The organism is Mycobacterium sp. MOTT36Y (genome assembly GCF_000262165.1).
In the GTDB taxonomy this organism is placed as follows: domain Bacteria; phylum Actinomycetota; class Actinomycetes; order Mycobacteriales; family Mycobacteriaceae; genus Mycobacterium; species Mycobacterium intracellulare.
In genome coordinates this window covers 4,737,597-4,759,663 of sequence record NC_017904.1, presented here as the reverse complement: position 1 = coordinate 4,759,663, position 22,067 = coordinate 4,737,597, and the positions used below count along the sequence as shown (strand labels likewise).

Annotated in this window: 21 protein-coding genes, 3 pseudogenes and 1 riboswitch; of the genes and pseudogenes, 14 read left to right on the top strand and 10 right to left on the bottom strand. The window is 64.3% G+C overall.

What is annotated here, in order from left to right; genetic code table 11:
* Window position 1: 1 nt before the first annotated feature.
* On the bottom strand, window positions 2-1,144 hold the full coding sequence (locus tag W7S_RS21730) for a PPE family protein (protein WP_014712368.1): 1,143 nt from the start codon (window positions 1,142-1,144) through the stop codon (window positions 2-4).
* Window positions 1,145-1,498: 354 nt separating this feature from the next.
* Between W7S_RS21730 and W7S_RS21725 the strand changes: the two genes are divergently transcribed.
* From W7S_RS21725 to W7S_RS27035, 3 genes and pseudogenes are all read left to right on the top strand, one after another.
* Complete coding sequence (locus W7S_RS21725) at window positions 1,499-1,798, top strand: PE family protein (RefSeq protein WP_014712367.1); 300 nt, start codon at window positions 1,499-1,501, stop codon at window positions 1,796-1,798.
* Window positions 1,799-1,811: 13 nt separating this feature from the next.
* Window positions 1,812-2,990, top strand: coding sequence for a PPE family protein (locus W7S_RS21720; protein ID WP_041298062.1), 1,179 nt, complete (start codon window positions 1,812-1,814; stop codon window positions 2,988-2,990).
* A gap of 124 nt (window positions 2,991-3,114) precedes the next feature.
* Window positions 3,115-3,302: pseudogene (locus W7S_RS27035) on the top strand (hypothetical protein); the annotation flags it as partial.
* A gap of 353 nt (window positions 3,303-3,655) precedes the next feature.
* On the opposite strand, the gene W7S_RS21715 reads toward W7S_RS27035, so the two are convergent.
* From W7S_RS21715 to W7S_RS21690, 6 genes are all read right to left on the bottom strand, one after another.
* Window positions 3,656-5,323: an NRAMP family divalent metal transporter gene (locus W7S_RS21715; RefSeq protein ID WP_014712365.1), complete on the bottom strand. Its 1,668-nt coding sequence runs from the start codon at window positions 5,321-5,323 to the stop codon at window positions 3,656-3,658.
* A gap of 31 nt (window positions 5,324-5,354) precedes the next feature.
* Complete coding sequence (locus W7S_RS27620; protein WP_225520576.1) at window positions 5,355-5,699, bottom strand: CBS domain-containing protein; 345 nt, start codon at window positions 5,697-5,699, stop codon at window positions 5,355-5,357.
* Window positions 5,700-6,037: 338 nt separating this feature from the next.
* The gene (locus W7S_RS21705) at window positions 6,038-6,322 is read right to left on the bottom strand and encodes a WXG100 family type VII secretion target (protein WP_014712364.1); all 285 of its coding nucleotides are present in this window, start codon (window positions 6,320-6,322) and stop codon (window positions 6,038-6,040) included.
* 28 nt (window positions 6,323-6,350) lie between these two features.
* Window positions 6,351-6,647, bottom strand: a complete 297-nt coding sequence (locus W7S_RS21700) for a WXG100 family type VII secretion target (RefSeq protein WP_014712363.1) — start codon at window positions 6,645-6,647, stop codon at window positions 6,351-6,353.
* 115 nt (window positions 6,648-6,762) lie between these two features.
* Complete coding sequence (locus W7S_RS21695) at window positions 6,763-7,980, bottom strand: PPE family protein (protein WP_014712362.1); 1,218 nt, start codon at window positions 7,978-7,980, stop codon at window positions 6,763-6,765.
* 14 nt (window positions 7,981-7,994) lie between these two features.
* The gene (locus tag W7S_RS21690) at window positions 7,995-8,294 is read right to left on the bottom strand and encodes a PE family protein (RefSeq protein ID WP_014712361.1); all 300 of its coding nucleotides are present in this window, start codon (window positions 8,292-8,294) and stop codon (window positions 7,995-7,997) included.
* A gap of 290 nt (window positions 8,295-8,584) precedes the next feature.
* A riboswitch (M-box (ykoK) riboswitch) is annotated at window positions 8,585-8,755 on the bottom strand.
* 1,116 nt (window positions 8,756-9,871) lie between these two features.
* Here W7S_RS21690 and W7S_RS26490 point away from each other — a divergent pair.
* The 7 genes and pseudogenes from W7S_RS26490 (at window position 9,872) to W7S_RS21655 (ending at window position 16,889) form a co-directional block, all read left to right on the top strand.
* Window positions 9,872-11,320 (top strand): pyridoxal-phosphate dependent enzyme, encoded by a 1,449-nt coding sequence (locus tag W7S_RS26490; RefSeq protein ID WP_081490133.1) that lies wholly within the window; start codon window positions 9,872-9,874, stop codon window positions 11,318-11,320.
* Between the two features lie 40 nt (window positions 11,321-11,360).
* Window positions 11,361-12,392: a cation diffusion facilitator family transporter gene (locus tag W7S_RS21680; protein WP_014712359.1), complete on the top strand. Its 1,032-nt coding sequence runs from the start codon at window positions 11,361-11,363 to the stop codon at window positions 12,390-12,392.
* Window positions 12,393-12,555: 163 nt separating this feature from the next.
* On the top strand, window positions 12,556-12,843 hold the full coding sequence (locus tag W7S_RS21675) for a hypothetical protein (protein WP_238535818.1): 288 nt from the start codon (window positions 12,556-12,558) through the stop codon (window positions 12,841-12,843).
* 110 nt (window positions 12,844-12,953) lie between these two features.
* Complete coding sequence (locus W7S_RS21670; protein ID WP_041298058.1) at window positions 12,954-14,099, top strand: PLP-dependent cysteine synthase family protein; 1,146 nt, start codon at window positions 12,954-12,956, stop codon at window positions 14,097-14,099.
* Window positions 14,096-15,391 (top strand): MFS transporter, encoded by a 1,296-nt coding sequence (locus tag W7S_RS21665; protein ID WP_014712356.1) that lies wholly within the window; start codon window positions 14,096-14,098, stop codon window positions 15,389-15,391. Before W7S_RS21670 ends, W7S_RS21665 begins: the two co-directional genes overlap by 4 nt.
* Window positions 15,388-15,683 (top strand): annotated as a pseudogene (locus tag W7S_RS21660) (PE family protein). Before W7S_RS21665 ends, W7S_RS21660 begins: the two are co-directional and overlap by 4 nt.
* 15 nt (window positions 15,684-15,698) lie before the next feature.
* The gene (locus W7S_RS21655; RefSeq protein WP_041298056.1) at window positions 15,699-16,889 is read left to right on the top strand and encodes a PPE family protein; all 1,191 of its coding nucleotides are present in this window, start codon (window positions 15,699-15,701) and stop codon (window positions 16,887-16,889) included.
* 510 nt (window positions 16,890-17,399) lie between these two features.
* Here the strand turns inward: W7S_RS21655 and W7S_RS21650 are convergent.
* From W7S_RS21650 to W7S_RS21640, 3 genes are all read right to left on the bottom strand, one after another.
* A complete protein-coding gene (locus W7S_RS21650; protein WP_014712353.1) occupies window positions 17,400-17,753 on the bottom strand; it encodes a zf-TFIIB domain-containing protein in 354 nt (117 codons plus the stop codon).
* A gap of 98 nt (window positions 17,754-17,851) precedes the next feature.
* Complete coding sequence (locus W7S_RS21645) at window positions 17,852-18,589, bottom strand: DUF1275 family protein (protein ID WP_014712352.1); 738 nt, start codon at window positions 18,587-18,589, stop codon at window positions 17,852-17,854.
* A gap of 334 nt (window positions 18,590-18,923) precedes the next feature.
* Window positions 18,924-19,625 carry a cation transporter gene (locus tag W7S_RS21640; protein WP_014712351.1) on the bottom strand — a complete coding sequence of 234 codons (702 nt, stop codon included), beginning with the start codon at window positions 19,623-19,625 and terminating at the stop codon, window positions 18,924-18,926.
* A gap of 566 nt (window positions 19,626-20,191) precedes the next feature.
* On the opposite strand from W7S_RS21640, the pseudogene W7S_RS21635 reads away from it, so the two are divergent.
* From W7S_RS21635 to rplE, 4 genes and pseudogenes are all read left to right on the top strand, one after another.
* Window positions 20,192-20,578 (top strand): annotated as a pseudogene (locus tag W7S_RS21635) (hypothetical protein); the annotation flags it as partial.
* 230 nt (window positions 20,579-20,808) lie between these two features.
* Entirely contained in the window at window positions 20,809-21,177 is a 369-nt protein-coding gene (gene rplN / locus W7S_RS21630; protein WP_003403649.1) for a 50S ribosomal protein L14, read from the top strand.
* A complete protein-coding gene (gene rplX, locus W7S_RS21625; RefSeq protein ID WP_008260626.1) occupies window positions 21,178-21,495 on the top strand; it encodes a 50S ribosomal protein L24 in 318 nt (105 codons plus the stop codon).
* Window positions 21,495-22,067, top strand: coding sequence for a 50S ribosomal protein L5 (rplE, locus tag W7S_RS21620; RefSeq protein ID WP_014712349.1), 573 nt, complete (start codon window positions 21,495-21,497; stop codon window positions 22,065-22,067). The genes rplX and rplE overlap by 1 nt, the downstream gene beginning before the upstream one ends.

Here is a 22,067-nt window from a genome sequence, read left to right as displayed (position 1 = left end):
TCTATCCGCCGACGACGTGGCGTGCCACCACCATCGGACGGAACCCGTACCGCTGTCCGACGATCTTGCCGCCGGCACCCCGGCCCGCGCCCGTCAGCGGCATGCCGCGGAGCAAACCCCCTGCTTTGGCCTCGGAGCCGGCGCTGACGGTGCTGACCGCGGGCGGCGCTGTTTCTGCGCTTGTCGCCGGTGCCGCGGCGGCCCAACTCTGGGGCACCGACAAGTGGCCGACGGTGCCCGCCCTGCCCAGACCCGCCGACACAGACGCGCCCGAGGGCGTCGGGCCACCGCCGAGGGTTCCACCCACACCGCGCAAGGTGGCTGCGGCCGCCGCGGCCTGAGTTCCTTTGCTGACGGCGGCCGGCCTCCCACCTAGCCAGAGCTTCATAAAGTGGTCATAGTCGCCCAGTTGGTAATATAGGATGCCAAGGTCGCTGGTATACATTTTTACCCAGTCTTTCCAGGCCACCGGTTTGGACGATCCGGATGACGTAGTCGATGCATTCAGTAATCCGGTCGAGACTGATTTGAGGTTTGCTAGCCCGGAGATGGACGCGCTGGGTTGTGCACTTGTATCGGCGGCGTGGGCGACGGCGGCGGCTTGACCGGCCTGGCCCGCCGGGTTGGTGGTCGGCGGCGACTGATCGAAGGTGGGCAGTGCTGAGGCGCCGGCCGACGCCGCGGCGTAGCCATACATCGCCGCCGCGTCCTGGGCCCACATCTCGGCGTACTGGGCCTCGGTAGCCGCAATCGCCGGCAAATTCTGGCCGAAGAAGTTCGTCGCGATCAACGTCATCAGTTGCGCGCGGTTGGCCGCGATCACCGGCGGCGGAACCGTCATCGCGAACGCCGCCTCGTACGCTCCCACAGCGGCCTTCGCCTGGACGGCCGTCTGCTCGGCCTGCGCAGCCGTCGCAGTCAGCCACGCGGTATACGGGGCCGAAGCGCTGGCCATCGTCGCCGACGCCGGACCCCTCCACACGCCGGTGAGCTCGGCGATCAACGAACTGTAGGAGGCGGCCGCGCTGTACAGATCGATGGCCACCCCATCCCAGGCTGCCGCCGCGGCCAGCATCGGCCCCGAACCCGCGCCGACATACATCCGCCCGGAGTTGACCTCCGGCGGAAGCGCCCCGTAATCCACTAAGTGGTCCCCTCGGCTTGTCGACGGCTGTCGCACGCACACCAACGCCGCCCGAAACTGTGGTCAGATACGTGTGCGTGGCTACCGTCCAGCGCAGCCGACACCGTCGGCGAGGAAGTCACGAACGCGAAGCCGTTCGTCGACCGCGGCCGCCATCTCTCATGAGTGGACGATGATGCACATATATGATTCTAAGAACATATATGTACGCGACAGTTCACGACTCTGAACTGAATCTAACTGACGATGAACATTAGTCTTTGGCAATACACTATTGATCGCGCAGCACTTAACCTCGCTGGGGAGCGGCTTTAGCGGCCGCTGAAACGAGATCCAGCGAGGAGAGAGATCACAGTGTCGTTCGTGACCACCCAACCCGAAGTGTTATCCGCAGCAGCCAGCAAATTGGCCGTGATCGGTTCGGCGCTGGCCGCGCAGAATGCCGCGGCATCGGCGCCGACGACGGGCGTGGTTCCCGCGGCGGCCGACGAGGTTTCGGTCCTGATCGCGGCGCAGTTCGCCACGCACGCCCAGATGTATCAGACCGTCTGCGCCCAAGCCACGATGATTCACGACAGCTTCGTGAAAATGCTGCACCTCGGCGCCGGTTCCTATGCGGCCACCGAAGCCATCAACGCCGCCGCGGCCAGCTAAGGAGGCTGACTACGTGCTGGATTTCGGAGCACTACCCCCTGAATTCAATTCTGCGCGCATGTATTCCGGCCCCGGTTCGGCATCGATGATGGCCGCGGCATGGGCATGGAACATGCTGGCCGCCGAGCTGGACTCCGCAGCCACCGCCTACGACACCGTCATCACACAACTGACCAGCGAAGGGTGGATGGGCCCGGCATCAGCCCAAATGGCCGAGGCCGCCCAACCCTATCTGGTATGGATGCGGACCAGCGCCGCGCAAGCCGAACAGGCCGCCACATCAGCCAGAGCCGCGGCGGGCGCTTACGAGACCGCGTTCGCCGCCACGGTGCCCCCACCACTGATCGAAACGAACCGCACCCTGCTCGCCCAGGCGATCTCCACCAATGTCCTCGGCCAAAACATCCCACTGATCACCCAACTCGAGGCCCAATACGGCGAAATGTGGGCCCAAGACGCCGCCACGATGTACGGCTACGCCGCCCACACCGCACCCACTGCCGAAGTCACGCCATTCACCGAGCCGGCCCAAACCACCAACCCCGCCGGACAGGCCATGCAGGGCGCCGCGGTCACCCGAGCCGCCGGCACACCGGCCGGCACGAGCACGCAGGCTACGCAGTCGCAACTGTTATCCTCCACACCCTCCGCACTGCAAAGCCTCGCATCACCTAGCTCATCAACCGCATCCACAACACCGATCTCAGACGCGTTAAAACAGAACGAATTCGTGAGCCTGTGGTCCCAATATGCCAGCCCCACCCAAAACACCCTCGCAATGATGTATCGCGCTACCGGCATGACAACGCACTTTCAATCACTCGGCAAGGCACTAGCACCCGCCGCCAAAGCCGCCAGCGAGGGAGCCAAAGCCGCCGCGGCCCTGCCCACCGTCGGCGCCTCGCTGCGCGGCCTGACCGGTGGCGGCGGCGCCATCTCGGCAACTTTGGCTTCCGCCGCACCGGTCGGTGGGCTGTCCGTACCGCCCGCGTGGTCCGCCGCGCCCCCGGCGGTCACGTCGGGGGCATCGTCGATTCCGGTCAGCCGCTTCATCACCACCCCGGACACATCAGCGCCCGGAAACCTGCTCGGCGGCATGCCGCTGGCGGGTATCGGCGGAAGTTCGGGCGGCACCGGTCCGCGCTACGGGATCCGCCCGACGGTGATGGCGCGCCCCCCGTTTGCCGGATAACGCGACGACGTCCCAACCATTTGCGCCGAGATCCAGTTCAGCGCAACGCCGTTCGAGTGGCCCACGGACACCGCGCCGCTTTTTGAGCGCGGCTGGGCCATCCGTGTCCGCGGACACTTCCCGCTTCCCGACCAAGCAGGCTGCACTCGAATACCTCTACTTAATCACGCGGTCACTGCACCTGACCGGGACGGGACAGAAGCGATGGACATGCGTTCAAGATTGGCAGTGAACGCCTTCGCGATCTGCTTCGCCGACCGCATGCCGGAAAGTGAAACACCTACCGAAGATGCCGCTTACACCGTAATCTGACGGACCCCGATGGGCCGGCCCCAGGATGTCTAAGCGGCATCCCAGCAATGCCATCGATCGCGACCCGCCGGCGAGGAATCTTCAGATGTTTCCCACCGCTCAAGCCTGCGCGTTCATTGGCGGGGCGCTCGCGGTCCAGCTTGGACGGCACCGACAACTGTTCGATCGAGCCCGCTCAGCCGACACGCGCCAAGGTCTTGTTGCCCAGACCTGGTTGCGCGGCGACAGAGTTAGCAAGCAGGTCTGCTCGGTGAAGCTGCGGTCACAAGTGCGTGGGAGGGCGTTTGGGTGAAGTTCACTCGCGCTGGCGAGGCCACTAAGTGAGCTGCTGCGTCCGACGCGCACGGTCGTCGTCAGGTGCTACCGAGTTGGATGGCTTTGGCCACGAGCAAAATCGCCCCGACTACGAGGTAGCCACGCAAGGCCAGCATGCCTAGCCGAGTTCCGGCCGACCAGGACACCGGTTTCAACGAGGTCAACGGCGGCATTCGCCAGGTGGCCCGTTGGGCTGTGGCCAGGTCAAAGGGGGGCTGGTCAGGCCATTGTTGTTTCGGGCGCTGGCGACCATACCACCGCAGCACACCGAAAACGGTTGCGGCGCATAGGGCGATACCGACGGTGAGGTCGGCGGCGAGTGAGACGATGTCGAGGCGGGGGAATACGGTCGTGGCCATGAGTATGCCCGAGAGTAGCAACAGCACGCTGACGATGAGCCCTGACGTTACGTTGAGCCACGGCCGGTTCACCCACGGGCCTAAGACTTCCCGGTCGTTGCACAACAGCACCAAAAAGACAGTCGCGCTGGGCAGCAGCAACCCGGCCAGCGCTTGCACGCCGGTCGTGATCAACCCCAACGGCGCCCCGGGGATTAGCACGATCGCTGCGGCGATCACGACCATTCCGGTGTAGGACAGGTAGAATGGCTTGGCGTCACCGAAGCCACGGTGCAGGGAATGCTTGAGCCCGAGTACATCCCCGAAGGCATAGCTGCTGGCCAGGGTCACCGCAGCCGCCCCAATGATGGAGGCGTCGAGCAACACGATCGCGAACACCGACCCGAGGGTGGTGTTGATTTGGCCGAGCAGGTGCGCAACCGTGCCGGCGTCGGCGAAGCGCCCACGGCTGTTGGTGGCCCGCGCGGCCCAGTCGCCGGTCATGATCAACGCCGCCGCACCGATCACCACGACGAAGGCACCCAGTGTGGTGTCGGCGCGCTCGTAGCCGATGAAACGCGGCGTGATGCGCTTGTCGACAATGTTGGACTGCTGAAAGAACAGCTGCCACGGGGCCACCGTGGTGCCGACCATCGCGATGATCAACAGCACCGCGTCCGAGGTGACTCCGCCACGCATGCCCGGGATGACAAACGATTTGGCGGCGCGCCCCGCATCTGGATGGGACATCAACAACATTGGGATTTGCAGCAGCGTGATCGCGATGAACGCGAGCATCGCGCGTTCCCAGCGCTGGAAGCTGCCGGTGGCCATGATGGTGATCAGCGCGATCGCGGCCAGCGGGACGACCACATATCGGGGGATGCCGATGTAGTCGGCCGCCAGGGTGATGCCAATGAATTCGGTGACCAGGGTCAGAAAGTTCAGCAGGAACAGGTCACCCACGGAAAACCAGCCCCAGCCGCGGCCGAACCGCTCATTGATCAACCGCGCGTGTCCGACCCCGGTGACCGCACCGAGCCGGACCACCATCTCCTGGTTAACAATCAGCACCGGGATCAACAACACCAGCACCCACAGCAGGCTGTAGCCGTAGTTCTGTCCGGCCTGCACGTAGGTCGAGACGCCTCCGGCGTCGTTGTCGCCGACCATCACGATCAAGCCGGGCCCGATGATCGCCAGCATGGTGGCTAGGCGGATTTTCAGGCTACGCGGACGGGCGGTGTCGCCGAGGCCGATTCGGCCCAGCGCACCTTCGATGTCGCCGACGTGTGCGCTGTCCAGCACCGCGGTGCCGTGCGGCGCCGCCAACACTGTGTCGGAAGTGGGGCGGTCCAAGAGTGTCATAGCCAGTCTCCTTCTTCGCTGCTCATCGAGGTCAGGTCTTCGCGAACCAGGCGTGGCCCGGGCGCTCGCTAGCGCCAGTCGTCGGGAATGGTGGCCTGAGCACGGCATCGACGGTCACCACCCCCAGCGCCTGACCCTCGTCATCGACGACCGAAATGGTGTGTAAGTTGTAGTCGGCTATCAATACCGCGGCATCGATCAGATCGGCATCGGGAGTCACCAAGATGGGATTCGAATCCATCAGTGTCGCAACCGCATCCGCAATGTTCGATTGCAAAGTGCGATCACTGAGACCACGCCGGCCAGCCGCCCGCACTCGTGGAGGACGTGCAGCTGCAGACGCCCATGTTTCGCAGGAGACGATGTCGAGGTTCATCAAACGGCCTGCGCTGTGCGGGTTTGAATCCCAACAAGGGCGATCACCGTGGGAGCGCTGGGGTGCGGGCATCAATTCCAGAACACGGCGCCGGGTGGGACTGGCGCAAAATGAAGGCCGCGTCGTCGGCGTCGTCGGCACGGATCCGGGCGAGCAACGCGGCGACCTCGTGGGAGGGCGGGCAACGTGGCCGCCGGGTGTCTTCAGCAGTCCGAGCAGGCGGAGCGGTCGTCGGATCTCGGTCGCCGGTTTGTTCATGGATCTCTCCTTGGCGCAACGTGTAAATCAGTGGTGGGTGGTGTAGCACGGGAGCGGCAATACGGCTGCCGCGCTTGGGGTTAGGACCAGCTGGAGCCCACGGCGCTGTCGGTGTTGGCCATGTGGGAACCGGCCGTTTGTACTTTGGAGCCGTGAGCGTTGGCCTGCTCGTAGATCACCTGGAAGTTGCGGCCCAATTGGGTGATGAACTCCTGGCAGGCCAGTGAGCCCGCGCCGCCCCAGAAGTCGCCGGCGGCAAGCACATCGCGAATGATGGCCTGATGCTCAGCCTCTAGGGTGGCGGCTTGGGTGCGGATCAGCGCACCGTGGGCGTCGACGTCGCCGAACTGGTAGTTGATCGTCATCGGTGTTCTCCTCACGGGTGCAAAGCGGTTAGTTGCCCAGGATCTGCTGAGAGGCCTGTTCTTGGTCCTCGTAGTTGCTGGCGTCACGAATCAGGTTGTCGCGCACCCCGTGCAGCATGGTGACGATATTGCGAAAGGCGGTGTTCATCTGGCTCACGGTGTCGTAGGAGGTGGCTTGAGCGCTACCGCTCCAGCCGGCGCCGGCGATGTTTTGCGAGGACGCCCAGATCTTGCGGGCCTCGTCCTCCACGGTTCGGGCGTGCACTTCGAAACGCCCTGCCATCGAGCGCATCTCGTGCGGGTCGGTCGTAAAACGCGTAGTCATCTGAATGTCTCCTTATCTAGAAATCATCGAGTGCCACATAAGCGGTGAATCGTGGCCGAACTGCTTATGCGGTTGGGGCCGTCGAACTGAGGCTCGCAGCCGATCCCCGTATCTGCTATCCGGCGATGGGTGAGCGGGCCATTACGGTGAGCCGGAGCCCGTATTTGGGAGCACTGGCTATGTGGCTTCCGGCCGTGTTCGCCATCGGCATGCCGGGCATCATGGGTATCACACCTGCCGGAGCCGCGGTGAGGGGCGTGCCGCCCAGCCCTGAGGCAAGAGAGCTCGGGGGTGGGGCTAGGGCGGTCCAGCTCGCGGGCACCGATAACGGGCCGATTGATGCGGCTTGACCCAGGGCCGCCGATGCGCCGCCGCCAGAGCCCAGGCTCGCCAGACCCAATAGGCCTCCGAGGGGGCCGGTTGTGACAGCTTCTCCGATCGCGTTTCCCGCCGCGCCCCCGGCTGCGCCGGCGCCCAGCAAACTCGTGAAGGCACCCAATGTGTTACTGGGTGTGTAGAACCCGGACGAGAAGATGGTGTTCCAGATGTTCGCGTTGGGCCCCCACTGGTTCCAGAAGTCGTCGAGCTGCGGATTCCCAGACCCAGACTGAGGCAGTTGGCCAAGGATTTCCGAAAGTCCCGACGTCGACGACGAAGACGACGCGGGTGCCGCGAGGCTCTGCAACTTTGTGGGTACCGTGGAGGTCAGCTGTGACAGTGCAGTCTGCGTGCTCGTGCCTGTCGAGGTAGCAGTGGCCTGGCTGACCGCCGCGGCCTGCCCGGTCAGCCCCGCCGCATTGGTTGTCTGTTGTGGACCGGTGAATGGCGTCACCTTCGAGGCGGCCGCCGAAGCGGCGGCGTAGCCGTACATTGCGGCAGCGTCCTGGGCCCACATTTCGCCGTAGTGAGCCTCGGTGGTCGCGATCGCCGGCGTGTTCTGCCCCAAAACGTTGGTCGCGACCAACGCGCTCAAAAGGCTACGATTGGCCGCGATGACCGGTGGGGGCACCGTCATCGAGTACGCGGTCTCATAGGCATCCGCGGCTGCGGTGGCCTGGGTGGCGGTTTGTTCAGCCTGCATCCCGGTCGTGTTCATCCAGGCGACAAGAGGTGCTGCGGCGGCCGCCATCGATATCGATGCCGGGCCGCGCCAGCCTTCGCTGGTCAATCCTGAGATCGTCGAGCTGTAGGAGGTTGCCGCCGAACGCAATTCAGCGGCCAGCGTGTCCCAGGCGGCGGCGGCGCTAAGCATCGGCGCTGAGCCCGCGCCGGAATACATTCTTGCGGAATTGATTTCCGGCGGCAACGCGCCGAAATCGATCATGACAGTCATTGGACACACTTCCTTTAGCCGGCCGCGGTCGTGTTGAGGGCCTCGGTGGCGGCGTACGAAACGGCGCTGGCCGCTAAGGTCCGCACGAACAGGTCAGAAACTGCTGCGGCTTGTGCGCTCACCACTTGATACAGCTGCGCGTGCGCAACGAACTGGGTCGCGGTGAGCGCCGAAACCTCATCGGCCGCTGCAGGAATCACGCCTGTCGTAGGCGTAGATGCGGCCGCGTTCTGGGCGGCGAGCCCTAAGCCGATATTGCGCAAATCATTGGCCGTTGCCGCCAGTATTTCTGGTTGTGCGGTCACAAAAGACATCGGACTTCTCCTCAAGGGAATGCAGATTAAGGCTGCGGCTGTGGTCGTGTCAGGGCACGCCACAACAACACGCGTCCACGAAGCGGACGCGGGCGAGTGTTAACCGAAGCGGCGCAAGCCGATTCAGATAGTGGAAACGGTGCCTGGGCCGGATCCGAACGAAATGCTCATCGGACTCGGATAGGGACTATCACCGCGATTCATCTCGCTCTCACCTCCTCACGGCCAGGGCACACGGGGGTGCCAACAGTCGCACACCGGGGTAAGGCGACCCGGCGATTCAGCCGGGCGCGGCACCCCTCTCGTCAGAGCTTTGGCACCACACGGCGTATCCGGTTGAGCCGGAAGCCACTTGGGCTCAACCCTTAAGCCGGGAAGAGCTGTCCTGACCCGGGGCGTCTCTCGACGTTCGAGGTCAGTGGCCTATATCCGTGCAGACGCCTCACCTACCGAGGTTTATGCGAACGTTATCTTCGCAGTCAAGGCGGCACCAGTCAACCCGGCGCGTTGACTCACCAACAATGCCCGCGTGCCCCCTTCGTTGTCCCAAAGAGAAATGCTGCCCGCGAAGTGGCGTGTTGAAGCGGCGAAACCGGTGCGGCGCAGCAGGCCCAGACGATGGGATTGACGGTGGGTGAACGCCAGCGTTGCACCGGGGCCTTTACTAGGCCGTGCTGGACATGCCGGCTGGCATGTGGCTGGCGCCGATGCTGGGTGAGCTGGTGAGGATCTTGCGGCGGTTCGGCGCACTGGACATTGATGGCGACACCGGGGGCGCTGCTGTGACCGCGCCATATCGTCGGCCATCGATTGCCGTGTGGCGCCCGAAGGCGAGAAGTACGAATTGACGGACCGTTGACGCAACCGAACCGAGATCATGCAAAGCAGCCAAACCGGCGCGGGTTAACGCTCGATCTGGTTCGTTAAGTGAGCTGGTGGTGAGCAAGCGCTGAACGAGTCGTGTCAAGTCGGGAACATATTGTCCCAGCAAGGCTTTTGCCGACGACATCGTTCCCGTGCGGTGCTAGCTTCGGGGTTGTTATGAGAATCGACGTTGCCGATCCGACAATGCCGCGATCCCGTTTGGTCGCGGTAACAGCCGCAGTATGGTTGATATTGTGGATGGTAATCGGTGGCGCACACCACCACGAAAGTAGAACTAACTCAACGGATCTGGAAATCGTTGCCGGTGAAGCGGCAACTTCGCTTGAATCGTCGCAAGTGGTCAGGGATCAGCTACCCCCAGACCATGCACACGCAAGAAGAGATTCGTCGACACACCACCACGACCAGTTCATGGCCGTCGCCTTGACACCGTCCGTGGCCGCGTTGGCGAGTTTCGGCGCCGCAGTCAGCCCAGTTGGGGGGGCGGGGTGGTTGGCTTATCCCGCGGCGGCGCCGGGGCGGGGTCCGCCCACTGTGCTTGCAGTGCGTTGCGCCGGTCGAGATCTGTTGACTCGGCTCTGCTTGTCTCGTCGCTGATCAGTCACCGTCAGGCCGCTGCGCTTCGCGTCGCCGGCCGGTGAACGCTTCTTACCAATTGTCGCGCCTCGCGCGTTGATGGAAGTGACGATCAAATGACTGACGTTGTTCGCACTGACAATAATCTTGCAAAAGGTCCACCTCTTACCGCCATCGGGGCGCTTCTACTGGCCGCGCAGGCCTGCCACCTATGGGCGCCTGGTGTCTTGGTGGGACACGCTTTGGTGCTGAAGATCTCGGCGTCCCAGAGCATTCCGGACCGCGGTTTCTGGGCGAAGCTTGAGTGCTTTAACCCAGGTGGCAGCATGAAGGAAGTCCTTGCCACGCACATGGTCGATAAGGCGCGCGCCCGCGGCGGGTTGCTGTCTGAAGCGCGGACCGCGGAGTTCACCGGCGGCAGACTAGGTTTGGGACTGGTTCTAGCGGGCCAGGTGTGCGTGGGTCCGGTAGCGGTTGTCATCGATACCGGGATGATGGGACCGACCATTCGCCGGATGCTTGCTGCCTACGGCGCCGACGTTGTCCTCGTCGACGCACTGCGCCCGGTTGGTGGATGGGAGCAAGCCCGCAAAGATCGGGTCGTGCAGTCGTTGGCCACCGAACACGGTGCATGGATTCCGTTTCAGTACACCAACTTTGACAACGTTGTCGATTATCAATCGTTGGATTTTGGATTGCTCGTCCAGCTCGGTGGAATCGATGCGGTGGTGTGCCCGGTGGCTGCCGGCAGCTATTCGGCAGGAATTGCGCGATTGCTACTTCAGCAGAGCGAGCAGGCGCCGAGATCTACATCGGTTGTGCAGGATTGGCGGATCGTCCTAGCCAACCGGTCTTTGCTGCTCTTCGCCGCGATGATAGGTTCGTATGTAGTGACCTTTCAGGGCCACCTTGCCCTGCCTCTGCAAGTGGCGGCACCGACACTGTGGTTCCAAAGCTGTTTTGTCACCGTCGTGTTCGCCATTTCAGGTGTGGTGGTCGTTGCCGGCCAGTTGCGCATCGCGCGATGGTTCTTCGACGGGTGGGGTTGTCGGGGTAGCTTGAGTGCCGGTCTAGTTATCCTGGCTGTGTCGTATGTGCCGCTGATCCTCCTGCCCGACGGTGGGGGCTTAGGGTCACGGGCGGCCGTCGATGCAGTTGCAGTCTTCGCGGCGCTGCTTGCGCTCGGATCCGCCGCGGCGATCCCGTTCAAAATGGATACTGTAAATGCTTTCACCGGTAGCCGTTTACTGGCAACACTTTACCGGCTCTACAACCCCGTCGTCGCAATCAGAACCTTGATCTGCAATTTGGGACAGAGGCGATCGTCGGCGCAGCGGTACGTCGCGGTCACGCCGAAAAACTCTGCACTGCATGATTCTTCGTTAGCGGCTCCACAACACTTGCGCTCAAACGAACATTATTCCGAAAAAGGGTCACGAAACCGTGATCATCTGAACCAGAACAATGGCCTTAAGCCTGCATCACGGCGTAGTCAACACCGAGGAAAGAAAGAGGCGCAACTCATATGGGAAAACGAACCGGAATGTCCGACAGATCAAGTCTAGCCGGGGATCTAGCCCCTAGCCGCCCGCCGAGGATGCGACCATGAGCGGGCACAGCCACGCCCACGGGCATGGGCACACAACCGATGCTGACCGGCGGTGGCTAGCCGGCGCCCTGGCGGTGATCACAGCATTCATGGTCGGCGAAGTAACGGTAGGAATCGTTGCACGATCCCTCGCACTGATCTCGGACGCGGCGCACATGCTTACCGACGCGGCCTCAATCGCTTTGGCGCTATGGGCTATCGGGCTGGCAGCACGACCGGCGGCGGGCCGAATGACCTACGGCTGGCGACGGGCGGAAATCTTGTCTGCGCTGGGCAACGGCCTGACTTTACTAGTATTGGCGGGCTGGCTGGCCTACGAGGCGGCCCGTCGGCTAATCGACCCGCCGCCGGTCACCGGCAGGCTGGTGCTGATAACGGCACTGGTCGGGGTCGTGGTGAACGTGGCCGCGACGTGGATGATCAGCCGCGCTAATCGCTCCAGCCTCAACGTCGAGGGCGCTTTCCAGCACATCCTCAACGACCTGTTCGCTTTCATCGCAACCGCAGTCGCCGGCTTGGTGATGGTGTTCACCGGGTTTGCGCGCGCCGATGCCATCGCCACGCTGGTCGTGGTGGTGTTGATGGCAAAGGCTGGAACGGGATTGGTGCGTGCCGCAAGTCTGGTCCTCCTGGAGGCCGCGCCTCGCGGGGTCGAGCCCGAAAAGATTGGCCAGGCGATGGCGACATGCGACGCGGTGGTCGAAGTTCACGACCTGCATGTTTGGGAAATAACGTTAGGGCAAACAGCGCTTTCAGCGCACGTCATCGTGGATGAGGACCGCGATTGCCATGAAACCCGGGCCGAGTTAGCGGAGTTGCTCGCGCACTCGCACGGGATTTCACACATCACCCTGCAGCTTGAGCACCAAAAGTCAGGCCGCCCCGACGAACACGGTTTCGCGGGCGCATGCGCGCATTGCGCAGACCCGCACGGTCCCACGCACCGCTCCGCTAACCAGCAGGCCCATGATCCCGAGTCGGACACAGGCGGCATGGCCTCCTCGTCGTTATCGCATATTCGCGGTTAGAGATTGGGTTGTTGTGCGGTTGGCCAGCGCTAGCGGGGCGCCACGGATCCGGTCTGTGGTGGCGGTGGGGGCTGCGGTGTGGTTGGCGATGTGGGGGGTTTTGATTGGCGCCCACAGTGTAAACACGCATTCGCAGTCTTCGGTGGTGCACCTAGCACCCGCGATGCTGGCCTCCGCAAGTGGTGGTGGTCAGCCCACTCTCAGCGTCGATCATCTGCATGTGGGCAAGGGCTTGGCGGGCGACCATCCTGAGCGGTTCACCGCGGCGGTGTTGCCGCGCTCGGGCGCTGTGGTGGCTGCGTTGATCGCGCTGGGCGTGGTGGCGGCCGTTGCGGTGACCGGTGGGTTGGCCCGGTTTGGGGTGCCCGCCGGGCGCGGCCCACCGCGCGCCCCGGTTTTTTCTGTTATCGGTCAAGAGGTTTTGATCCGGTTCTGCTTGTCTCGTCGCTGACTGGTCAGCGTCAGGTCGTTTCTGCCCTTTGTGGCGAGCGGCCGGTGACCGCTGACCCATGTCAAGTGCCGCGTTCTGGTTCGCGGCTTCGCAGGAAAGCGACAAATCTGATGACCGAAGTTCGTTCCTTTAGCGACACGTGTCTTCACTCCCTGGCAACGCCGAAGATTCTCGAGCCGCGTGAGTGCGGCCAACTTGCCCCGGCCACTTCCCGGCGGCCCGCCGCCCTGGTGGGCAACACTCCGGTGCTGCGGGTCTCGGCGCCGCTGAGCCCGCCCGGTCGCGGGTTTTGGGCCAAGCTGGAGGGGTTCAATCCCGGCGGCAGCATGAAAGACCGCCCGGCCCTGCACATGGTCGAAGCCGCCCGGGCCCGCGGCGAACTCACACCCGGGGCCCGCATCGTGGAATCCACCAGCGGCAGCCTGGGATTAGGGCTGGCGTTGGCCGGCCAAGCCTACGGGCACCCGGTCACCGTAGTCACCGACACCGGCATGGAACCCATCGTGCGTCACATGCTGGCCGCCTACGGCGCCCAGGTCGAGCTGGTCACCGAGCCGCACCCGGTGGGGGGCTGGCAACAAGCCCGCAAAGACCGCGTCGCCCAAGTTCTGGCCGACCACCCCGGCTCCTGGTGCCCCGACCAATACAGCAACCCCGACAACATCACCGGCTACCAATCACTGGGATTAGAGCTCATAAATCAGCTCGGCCACGTCGACGTGCTGGTGTGCTCGGTAGGCACCGGCGGACATTCGGCCGGGGTGGCGCGGGTGCTGCGCCAATTCAACCCCGACATGAAACTGATCGGGGTCGACACCATCGGCTCCACCATTTTCGGCCAACCCGCCACCACCCGGCTCATGCGCGGCCTGGGCTCCAGCATCCACCCCGCCAACATCGACTACCACGCCTTCAACGAAGTCCACTGGATCGCCCCACACGAAGCCGTCTGGGCCGCACGCACTTTAGCGGCCAGCCAGTTCGCCAGCGGCGGCTGGAGCGTAGGCGCCGTCGCCCTGGTCGCCGGCTGGGCCGCGCGCACCTACCCCAAAGACACCCGCATCGCCGCGGTCTTCCCCGACGGACCCCAACGCTACTTCGACACCATCTACAACGACGACTACTGCCACCAACACCAGCTGCTGGACTGGCAACCCACCCCCCAACCCACCACCCTCACCGACCCCAACCAACACGTCATCACCTCCTGGACCCGCACCACCACCATCACCAACCCGGCCTTGGTGTTGCGATGAAGGGCTTTATCGCGCGGTTTCGCGGATTCGACGGGCCCAGCCGGGTACTGATGATCAACCAGTTCGGCATCAACATGGGTTTTTACATGCTGATGCCGTATCTGGCGGGGTACCTGGCTGGCCCGCTCGGGCTGGCGGCCTGGGCGGTGGGATTGGTGCTGGGGGTGCGGAATTTCTCGCAGCAGGGGATGTTCATCGTGGGCGGCACGCTGGCCGACCGGCTGGGCTACAAGCCGTTGATCGTGGCTGGATGTCTGTTGCGCACAGGCGGTTTCGCGCTGCTGGTGGTGGCTCAGTCGTTGCCGGCTGTGCTGATCGCCGCGGCGGCGACCGGTTTCGCCGGGGCCTTGTTCAACCCGGCGGTGCGGGCGTATCTGGCCGGTGACGCCGGGGATCGCCGGGTGGAGGCCTTCGCCATGTTCAACCTCTTCTATCAGGCCGGAATCCTGTTGGGTCCGCTGGTCGGACTGGTCCTGGTGGCCGTTGACTTTCAGGTCACGGCGGCGGCAGCGGCGGCCGTTTTCGCAGTGTTGACGGTGGCGCAGCTGTTGGCGTTGCCGCAGCGCGGTGTCGATTCGGCGCCACGGCAGACTTCGTTTCTTCAGGACTGGCGGGTTGTTGCCGGTAACCGGCCGTTCCTGCTCTTCGCGGCGTCGATGATCGGCTCCTACGTGTTGACCTTCCAGGTGTACCTGGCGCTGCCGCTGCAGGCGTCGATGCTGATGCCGCGGTCTGGAAAGGCTTTGGTTGCAGCACTTTTCGTTGTCTCTGGCCTGGTTGCGGTGATCGGACAGCTGCGCATCACCCGTTGGTTCACCAAACGCTGGGGATCTGGACGTAGCCTGGCCATCGGTGTGGCCATCCTGGCGGCCTCGTTTGTGCCGCTGACGGTCGTCCCCGACGGCCATCGGTTCGGTACACCGGCGGCGGTGGGGGCCCTGCTGGTGTCGGCGGCGCTGCTGGCCGTCGGTTCGGCCGCGGTCTTCCCGTTCGAGATGGACACCGTCGTCTCGCTGGCCGGAGGCCGCCTCGTGGCCACCCATTACGGGTTCTACAACACCATCGTCGGACTGGGGATCCTCGTCGGCAACTTGGCCACCGGGTCGATATTCGGTGCGGCACAAGGGCTGAGCGCCGGCGCACTGGTGTGGGGCGGCCTGGTTCTCATCGGCCTCATCGCCGCACTCACCCTGCACCACCTCGACCCCGCCGACCGCGCGGGACCCGCGTTATCTGATGCGGGAGTTCGGTCCTTTTCCATCAGGAAAGGTTTAGCCAGGAGCAGGCCATGATGTTTGTGACTACTCAGCCAGCGGCTCTGACGGCGGCAACAGACAACCTGCAGGGCATCGGCTCGGCGATGAGCGCCGAAAACGCCGCCCCGGCCGCCCCGACGACCGGGGTGGTTCCCGCCGCCGACGAGGTGTCGGCATTGACGGCGTTGCAGTTTGCCGCGCAGGCGCAGATGTACCAGGCCGTCAGCGCCCAAGCTGCGGTGATCAACGAATGTTCGCGAACACCCTTGGCGCCAGCGCTGATTCGTATGCGGGTACCGAAGCCGCCAACGCGGTCGCGACCGGCTAAGCACTCCGAGGTGAAATGATGGATTTCGCAGCTTTGCCACCCGAAATCAACTCGGCAAGGATCTATGCCGGTCCGGGCCCGACCTCGATGCTGGCCGCCGCGGCGGCCTGGACGGGACTCGCCGAGCAGCTGTATTCGGCGGCCGCCTCGTATTCCTCGGTGGTCTCAGGGCTGACCAGCGGGCCGTGGCTGGGTCCGGCGTCAGCGGCGATGACCACCGCGAGCGCCCCCTACGTGACGTGGATGGACACCACTGCCGCCACGGCCCAGCAGACCGCTTCGCAGGCCATGGCAGCCGCGGCCGCCTATGAGGCGGCGTTTGCGATGACGGTGCCGCCGCCGGTGATCGCGGCCAACCGCAGCTTGCTGCTGTCGCTGATCGCGACCAACGTCCTCGGGCAGAATGCGCCGGCGATCGCGGCGACCGAGGCGCAGTACGCGGGGATGTGGGCCCAGGACGTCGCCGCGATGTATGGCTACGCGGCCGCCTCAGCCAGTGCGTCGCTCCTGACCCCGTTCACCACGCCGCAACCCACCACCAACCCGGCCGGCCTGGCCGGACAGGGGACCGCGGTCGGCCAAGCTGTCAGCAGCTCGGCCAGCACCGACACCCAGGCGGTCCTGTCACAGGTGACCTCCACGGTGCCCACGGCCCTGCAGCAGCTCGCCTCCCCGCTGTCGTCCACGTCCGCTTCGTCGACGGGATCTGTGTCGTCGCTGAGTTCGTCGCTGAGTTCGGTGAATCCGGCGTTGTCGATGACAAGCTCGTTCGCGTGGATATCGAGTGCGCTGCTCTCCAACGCCAACCAGTTGAAGTCTCTGATGCCGGCCGTCAGCGCCGCCAGCACCGCCGCTTCGGGATCGGGGCTGGCGGGCGCGCTCGCTTCCGGCGCGCTGGGAGCGTCCGGCTCAGCAGGGCTCGGTGGAGCGGCGGTGTCGGCGGGGGTGGGCCGGGCGGCCACGGTCGGGGCGCTGTCGGTTCCGCAGACCTGGGCATCTGCGGCCCCGGCAATGGGTCCTGCCGCGGCGGCGCTGCATAGCACCAGCCTGGCCTCTGCCCCAGGAGCCACGGCGGGCGCTCCCGCAAGCATGCTCGGCGCGCCGATGGCAACGATGGCCGGGCGTGGCATAGGCAACGTCGGGGAAGCCGATCTCCGCTTCTTGCCCCGACTGACGGTGGTACCGCCCTCGGCGACCCTCGGATAACAAGGAGGAACACCAATCCCTAGCCGCGGACGCGTGACCTGGCCTCACCGTATTGAAGCCATAGCTCCACAATCGGTCTGTCAGAATCAACGGTCGGTTACCTTGACACAGCCAGTCGAGTTTATCTTGCTCGGACACGCCGAGCGTAAGCTTGCCGGAAGACTGACCATGTCCAAAGCATTCGGTTCAGCCGCGGTGGAGTTAGGTCGAAGATCAGGAGCCTTCGGTCGCGGTCTTGCGCCCGGGCGCAGCGCCACGCGGATCGCGATAAGCGCCGAAATAATCGACGCGGCGTCGGTGCATTAACACAAGAAGTTGGCGACCAGCCCGACGATCACCACGGCGACCAACAATGCCAGCATCGCGCCGCTCTAGATCCCAGGGACCTGACGCTGCAGTGGCGGCTGAATTGGTCGATAAAAGACAACCCGGCAGCGCATCAGTCAGAGCGGCGCGACACTTACCGTTACCAAACCACGACCAATCCGGACCGCCTGGAAACAATCAATGTCAGTGGTGCCCGCCACGGTATCCTCCGTGGCGACCACCGTAATAGCCCTCCCCGAACAAGCCACCCAAAAACCCTCGCGGGCGCGTATTTTCGACGTACCCCGGCTGGGCCGCGTACTGCTGAGGCGGGTACCCTGCCGGCGGTGGCTGTGGGGGTTGTTGTGCGGCTGCGTAGAACTTAGCCTCGGCTTCGGAGAGCTGCTCGAGTTCGCCGCGGTCAAGAAAAACGCCGCCGCAACCGGTGCACTGATCGATGGTCACCCCGAAGCGCTGCACCGGCAACATCTGCGACACGCACCGCGGACACAGCAGCGTCGATTCGTTGGTCTGCTTTGATTCACGTTCGCCTGTCACTTGAACCTCTCTAAAGAGGCAACGGCAAATGCCTCACCCGCCTAGGCTAACAGACATAAATGCATGCGCATGTACGAATGCGGGCGATTTGGGTGTGGCTAGCCTGCTGGTGCTCGGTCAACAAGTGGGGCATGCGCGGGCTCGAGGGCCGATATCGCGCTGGCCATCCGGCTGCTGCGCCGGCGGCTATACCACAGGATGGCCATCGCGATGGCCAGGCAGGCGGCGGCCGGAAGGAGCAGCGCGTTGTGGCCCAACCGGCCGCCGATGAGCGCTCCCGTCGCACCGCCGCCGATAAACAGCACCACGGTTGTCGCGAGCACAGTGGCTTTCCATCTATCCACTCCATGGTGGCGGCTGCGGCCCAATATTAAACCGAGGTCGGTGATGGTGCCGGTGAAGTGCGTGGTGCGGATTGTCATCCCGGGAAAGTCTGAGGTCATCGCGTTTTGCAGCCCGCACGCGGCCGCGGCTAGCAGGGCCTTGAACCCGGGAATCTCGATGCCGGCGGCGGCTAGCAGCAGTGCGGCCTCGGCGAGCAGGACCGCGGCGTGACGCGCACTGGTGTGGGTCTGCACTGTAGCCAGTACCGCTCCGGCCCCAGCGGCTCCAGCCAAAAAACCCCCCACGATCAGCGCGATCATGCAGCTCTCGTATAGCAATGGGTTGGCCGAATCCATGCCGAGCTGGGTGCTCAGTGCGGTCAGGTTGCCAACGGGAAACGCCAAAACCAGCAGTGCAACCGAATTGATGAATCCGGCGATTCCGGCCAGAATCCCACTGTAGCCCAGCACCAGCACCCGCAAGCGCGTCTCGCGGGTTTGCATGTGCGACATGTTTTTCCCTGTCCGGTGATCGGTGGTGGCACAACGCTACCAAGACTGCATTAAGAGACGTCGCCCCGCTAACACTGCTGCCTGAGAAAACTACGGAATCTCGGGTTGGCCGCACTGCTGGCATCACTACAATCGCCAGTCGCCGTAGTTGTTTGACCCAGGCGTGCGCCCACATAGCGGACCTGTGGTTAACGCGAGTATGTAGTGGCCCCAAAGGCGGGTGGCGTGATGATGGCGATACGGCGCAACCCCGATCGGGTAGCGGCGGTCACCTACGCCCGCTTGTCCTGATACCGCCTCGACTGACGGCGCCAGCTGGCGTGTCGCTTTTGATTCAACAGCCGCAGTCCTCGCCGCGCCAGGCTCGGACGCCTTGCCAGACGGCGACGGTGGCGATGGCAAGCCCGACCGCCGGGTCGAACCACCAGCTGCTCGGCCAGTGGGCAGTTACCGCCAGGCCGATCAACACTGCGGCGGCTTGGGCCGCGCAAAGGTAATTTTGGGTACCTTCGCCGGCGGTGGCCGCCGAGCCCAGCCGTGCGCCAAGTTGTTTTTTGGCCCGGCCAAGGATCGGCATCGCCAGCAAGGTGACGCTCGTCAACACGATACCGATCATCGAAGTCTCCGCATGGTGCTCACCAGCCAGGTGCCGAATAGACTCGGCGGCGATGTAGGGGGCCGTCAGCCAAAATGACACGGCAACACCGCGTTGAGCGCGTCGTTCGGCGCTCTCGGACAGCATCCGCGCGCCGGTGAACCGCCATACCACCATCGCGCTGGCCAAGCCTTCGGGCGCGCTGCTTAGCGCCCAACCGGTAAGTGCGATGGACCCGACCGCTAGGCCCTGCCACAGCCCCGCCGCGCCCTCGGTAAGCATCGCGATCAAGCTGACCCAGGCCAGCCGCCGCGCCCAGCGAGCGGCCCCGCGCCATCCCGCGTCCCGCGTCCCCGAATTCCGCGCGACCTGCGTGGACTCCGCGCAGCACGTGTCACCTACAAGTTCGGTGGGATCGCCGACTGGACGGAAACTACTCATAACGTTGGCTCCGTTGGCCAGCCGTCGGCGCCGCAGGTTGGGCGCAAACCCACCCCATGGCCGATCGCGGAAGACACGGCCGCGGAGCACATCAGCCCATCAACGAGTGAGTGCTGCGTCAACCGGGACAACGAAGCGCGGCCTGGTGGGTCGGCCACCGCCACGGCCCGGTGATGTAGGCAAACAGTGCATATCGATATCACCGACCGCTCCAAAACCACCAGCTGCAACTCATTAATAGACTGCAACAACATTTGCACTGGGCCATCTTATAGCCGCGGCGCAACCGCCCCCGGCACCGCCACACTGTGACGGCTTCCGTTGAATTTGCGCAACATGGTGCGCGCACGCTCACTCCCATCCCGGGGGTTCTGCGGTGGTAAACATCGAGGTCTCAGATGGCAGTGCTGATCCCGGTGCGGAGTTCTCAGCCCTGGCGTGGCGCGGTGGACCCCGATGAGGTGACGATGTGGCGCATCCAACCAGCACTCGCCGTGTGCCCGGTTTGCGGATCCTTAACGCGAATCCTTCTAGGCCCAAGTAAGTGGGCACATTCATGACTTGTCACTAACCTCAAGGCGCTGTGTCGTACGCATCATTTGGTGAAAACGTTTTGGGGCTGGCGTGACCAACAGCTGCCCGATGGCACGCTGATCTTCACCTCCCCGGCGGGTCAGACTTATGTGACCACCCCGGGTAGTGCGCTGTTGTTTCCCAGCTTGTGCGCGCCCACCGGCGACCTCCCCGCGCCCGCTGCGCCGCGGCCCGAACCCTGCGGCGAGCGCACCGCGATGATGCCCCAACGCCGCCGCACCCGCACCCAAGACCGCGCCGCCCGCATCGCCGGAGAACGCAAACACAACCGCGACGCCCGGCTGGCCCGGCGGGCCCTGCCGGCGACGTGCTCCTGGCCCACCGTCTACGGTCCCGACGACGATCCGCCGCCGTTTTAGGTGCAGAATTTCCTGATCTCGATGCCGCCGAAGCAGAATTTGGCTCTGAGCTGGTCGTCCCCTAGACTCTAGGGGTTGCCTTGGGCAGACCTCGGCCGGTGCGAATCGGCCCCGCGTGCCCTTCGGTGACAAAGACCGCGCACGTCAGGTTTTTTGGTGGGTCATGCCCGCCGAATGCCCACCCAGGTGGGTTCTCCTGCCGTGCACACGCAACCAGGTCAGGAGATCGAGTGATTCAGCAGGAATCGCGGCTGAAGGTCGCCGACAACACCGGCGCCAAGGAGATCTTGTGCATCCGTGTGCTCGGCGGTTCGTCGCGACGCTACGCCGGCATCGGCGATGTCATCGTCGCCACCGTCAAGGACGCCATCCCCGGCGGCAACGTCAAGCGTGGGGACGTCGTCAAGGCCGTCGTGGTGCGCACGGTCAAGGAGCGCAGGCGCCCCGACGGCAGCTACATCAAATTCGACGAGAACGCCGCGGTGATCATCAAGCCCGACAACGACCCACGCGGGACGCGCATCTTCGGGCCCGTCGGCCGCGAACTGCGCGAGAAGCGGTTCATGAAGATCATCTCGCTGGCTCCGGAGGTTTTGTAGATGAAGGTCAAAAAGGACGACACCGTCCTGGTGATCGCGGGTAAGGACAAGGGCGCCAAAGGCAAGGTGCTCAAGGTCTACCCCGAACGCAACCGGGTGCTGGTCGAGGGCGTCAACGCCATCAAGAAGCACACCGCGATTTCGACCAACCAGCGCGGAGCCCAGTCGGGTGGAATCGTCACCCAGGAAGCCCCGATCGACGCGTCCAACGTGATGGTGGTCGACTCGGACGGCAAGCCGACCCGCGTCGGCTACCGGGTCGACGAGGAGACCGGCAAGCGCGTCCGCATCTCCAAGCGCAACGGCAAGGACATCTGATGACCACAACAGAGGCCAGTGAGAAAGTGCAGCCGCGCCTGAAAGAGCGCTACCGCAACGAGATTCGCGATGCCTTGCACAAGGAATTCGGCTACGGCAACGTCATGCAGATCCCGACGGTGACCAAGGTCGTCGTCAACATGGGTGTCGGCGACGCCGCCCGGGACGCGAAGTTGATCAACGGCGCCGTCAGCGACCTGGCGCTGATCACCGGGCAGCGGCCCGAGATCCGTCGCGCCCGCAAATCCATCGCGCAGTTCAAACTGCGTGAGGGCATGCCGATCGGCGCGCGGGTCACCCTGCGCGGGGACCGGATGTGGGAGTTCCTCGACCGTCTCACCTCGATCGCGCTGCCCCGTATCCGCGACTTCCGCGGCCTTTCGCCCAAGCAGTTCGACGGTGTCGGCAACTACACCTTCGGGCTGGCCGAGCAGTCGGTGTTCCACGAGATCGACGTGGACAAGATCGACCGGGTCCGCGGCATGGACATCAACGTCGTCACCTCGGCGACGACTGACGAAGAAGGACGAGCGCTGCTGCGGGCCCTCGGCTTTCCCTTCAAGGAGAACTGA

Excerpts from the sequence above, each read along its gene's own strand:
- W7S_RS21715 (WP_014712365.1), bottom strand. The coding sequence starts at position 5,323 with ATGACACTCTTGGACCGCCCCACTTCCGACACAGTGTTGGCGGCGCCG.
- W7S_RS27620 (WP_225520576.1), bottom strand. The coding sequence starts at position 5,699 with ATGAACCTCGACATCGTCTCCTGCGAAACATGGGCGTCTGCAGCTGCA.
- W7S_RS21705 (WP_014712364.1), bottom strand. The coding sequence starts at position 6,322 with ATGACGATCAACTACCAGTTCGGCGACGTCGACGCCCACGGTGCGCTG.
- W7S_RS21700 (WP_014712363.1), bottom strand. The coding sequence starts at position 6,647 with ATGACTACGCGTTTTACGACCGACCCGCACGAGATGCGCTCGATGGCA.
- W7S_RS21695 (WP_014712362.1), bottom strand. The coding sequence starts at position 7,980 with ATGACTGTCATGATCGATTTCGGCGCGTTGCCGCCGGAAATCAATTCC.
- W7S_RS21690 (WP_014712361.1), bottom strand. The coding sequence starts at position 8,294 with ATGTCTTTTGTGACCGCACAACCAGAAATACTGGCGGCAACGGCCAAT.
- W7S_RS26490 (WP_081490133.1), top strand. The coding sequence starts at position 9,872 with ATGACTGACGTTGTTCGCACTGACAATAATCTTGCAAAAGGTCCACCT.
- W7S_RS21680 (WP_014712359.1), top strand. The coding sequence starts at position 11,361 with ATGAGCGGGCACAGCCACGCCCACGGGCATGGGCACACAACCGATGCT.
- W7S_RS21675 (WP_238535818.1), top strand. The coding sequence starts at position 12,556 with ATGCTGGCCTCCGCAAGTGGTGGTGGTCAGCCCACTCTCAGCGTCGAT.
- W7S_RS21670 (WP_041298058.1), top strand. The coding sequence starts at position 12,954 with ATGACCGAAGTTCGTTCCTTTAGCGACACGTGTCTTCACTCCCTGGCA.
- W7S_RS21665 (WP_014712356.1), top strand. The coding sequence starts at position 14,096 with ATGAAGGGCTTTATCGCGCGGTTTCGCGGATTCGACGGGCCCAGCCGG.
- W7S_RS21655 (WP_041298056.1), top strand. The coding sequence starts at position 15,699 with ATGATGGATTTCGCAGCTTTGCCACCCGAAATCAACTCGGCAAGGATC.
- W7S_RS21645 (WP_014712352.1), bottom strand. The coding sequence starts at position 18,589 with ATGTCGCACATGCAAACCCGCGAGACGCGCTTGCGGGTGCTGGTGCTG.
- W7S_RS21640 (WP_014712351.1), bottom strand. The coding sequence starts at position 19,625 with ATGAGTAGTTTCCGTCCAGTCGGCGATCCCACCGAACTTGTAGGTGAC.
- rplX (WP_008260626.1), top strand. The coding sequence starts at position 21,178 with ATGAAGGTCAAAAAGGACGACACCGTCCTGGTGATCGCGGGTAAGGAC.
- rplE (WP_014712349.1), top strand. The coding sequence starts at position 21,495 with ATGACCACAACAGAGGCCAGTGAGAAAGTGCAGCCGCGCCTGAAAGAG.